Source organism: Micromonospora sp. NPDC002411, assembly GCF_053592955.1.
The window spans coordinates 1-1,978 of sequence record NZ_JBSFBM010000592.1 but is presented as its reverse complement, the minus strand read 5'-3'; the positions used below and the strand labels follow the sequence as shown (position 1 = coordinate 1,978).

At 71.8% G+C, this 1,978-nt stretch carries 2 protein-coding genes; both read right to left on the bottom strand.

Annotated features, from left to right (window positions below; all coding sequences use genetic code 11):
* The coding region (locus ACWCO3_RS34245; protein WP_450014136.1) for a type I polyketide synthase at positions 1-1,468 on the bottom strand (1,468 nt) is incomplete at its 3' end.
* 38 nt (positions 1,469-1,506) lie between these two features.
* On the bottom strand, positions 1,507-1,978 hold a 472-nt coding region (locus ACWCO3_RS34240), incomplete at its 5' end, for a phosphopantetheine-binding protein (protein ID WP_450014134.1).

Below are 1,978 nucleotides of genomic sequence, written 5' to 3'. Positions count from 1 at the left end.
CAACGTCTCGTCCCGAGGCGCGTTCCGGGGTGAACCGCACCAGCCGGCGTACGGGGCCAGCAAGGCAGGGTTGAACGCGCTGGGCCAGTCCCTCGTCGAGGACCACGTGCACGTTGGTGCCGCTGACCCCGAACGAGGAGACCGCCGACCGGCGCGGCTCGTCGGTCCGTGGCCACGGCTGCCGGCTGGTGAGCAGTTCGACGGCGCCCTCGGACCAGTCGACCTGCGGGGTCGGCTCGTCGACGTGCAGTGTCTGCGGCAGGACGCCGGCGCGCATCGCGAGGACCATCTTGATGATCCCGGCGACGCCCGCGGCGGCCTGGGTGTGGCCGAGGTTGGACTTGATCGAGCCGAGCCACAGGGGGCGCTGCGGGTCGCGGTCCTGCCCGTACGTGGCGATGAGCGCCTGCGCCTCGATCGGGTCGCCGAGGCTGGTGCCGGTGCCGTGCGCCTCGACCGTGTCGATCTGGTTCGGGGTGAGGCCGGCGTTGGCCAGCGCTCGTTGGATGACGCGCTGCTGCGCCGGGCCGTTCGGGGCGCTGAGCCCGTTGGACGCGCCGTCCTGGTTGACCGCCGAGCCGCGGATCACGGCGAGGATCGGGTGACCGTTGCGCTGCGCGTCGCTGAGCCGTTCCAAAACCAGCACACCGGCGCCCTCGGCCCAGCCGGTGCCGTCGGCCGCGGCGGCGAACGCCTTGCACCGCCCGTCGCCGGACAGACCGCCCTGGCGGGAGAACTCGAGGAACGCGCCCGGTGTGGCCATCACTGTGGCGCCACCGGCGAGCGCGAGCCCACATTCCTGCTGGCGCAGGGCCTGCGCGGCGAGGTGCAACGCCACCAGCGACGAGGAGCACGCGGTGTCGACGGTGACCGCCGGACCCTCCAGCCCCAGACAGTAGGAGATCCGTCCGGAGACGACCGCCGCCGCGTTGCCGGTGAGCAGGTGTCCCTCCAGCCCTTCGGAGGCACCCAGCAGCAGCGTGCCGTAGTCCTGGCCGGCGGTGCCGGCGAAGACACCGGTCTGGCTGCCCTTGAGCGTGACCGGATCGATCCCGGCCTGCTCCAGGGCCTCCCAGGTGACCTCCAGCAGCATCCGCTGCTGCGGGTCCATCGCTGTGGCCTCGCGTGGCGAGATGCCGAAGAAGGCCGCGTCGAAGTCGGCCGCGTCGTAGACGAAGCCGGCCTGGCGGGCGTCGGAGGTGCCCGCCGCGCCGGTGCCGTCACCGAACAGGGCGTCCAGGTCCCAACCCCGGTCGTCCGGGAACTCGGCCATCGCGTCGCGGCCGTCGAGCAGCAGTTGCCACAGGTCCTCGGGGGTACGCACGTCGCCGGGGAAGCGGCAGCCCATGCCGATGATGGCGATCGGCTCCTGCTCGCCCGCCTCGACCTCGCGCAGCCGTTGCCGCGTCTGGTGCAGGTCGGCGGTGACCCGCTTCAGGTAGTCGAGGAGCTTGTCTTCAGTCAGCATCGCTTGCCAACCCCTCCGGATGCGCGCAGCGTTCGGTGTCAGGACACCGAGAGTTGCGTGTCGATGAAGTCGAAGATCTCGTCGGCGCTGGCCGACTGGAGCTTCTCGGTGACGGTGTCGCCGGTGTGTTCGGTGGTTCCGTGCACGTCGGCCAGGAGTGCCTGCAGTCGGGCGGTGAGCTGGGCCCGCGCGCCCTTGTCGAGGGTTCGTCCGGAGATCAGCCCGGCGAGCCGGTCCACCTCGGCCAGCAGCGGCAGCTCGGTGTCCGAGTCACCGACGATTCGGCCGATCAGGTGGGTGGTGAGGGCCCGGGCGGTGGGGTGGTCGAAGGCCAGGGTCGCCGGCAGCTTCACCCCGGTCGCCACGCTGATCTGGTTGCGGAGCTGCACCGCCGTCAGCGAGTCGAATCCGAGTTCCTTGAACGCCCGGTCCGGCTCGACGGCGGTGCTGTCCGGGTGGCCGAGCACCGAGGCCGCCTGGGCGCGGACCAGGTCGAGCAGGACGGCGTCC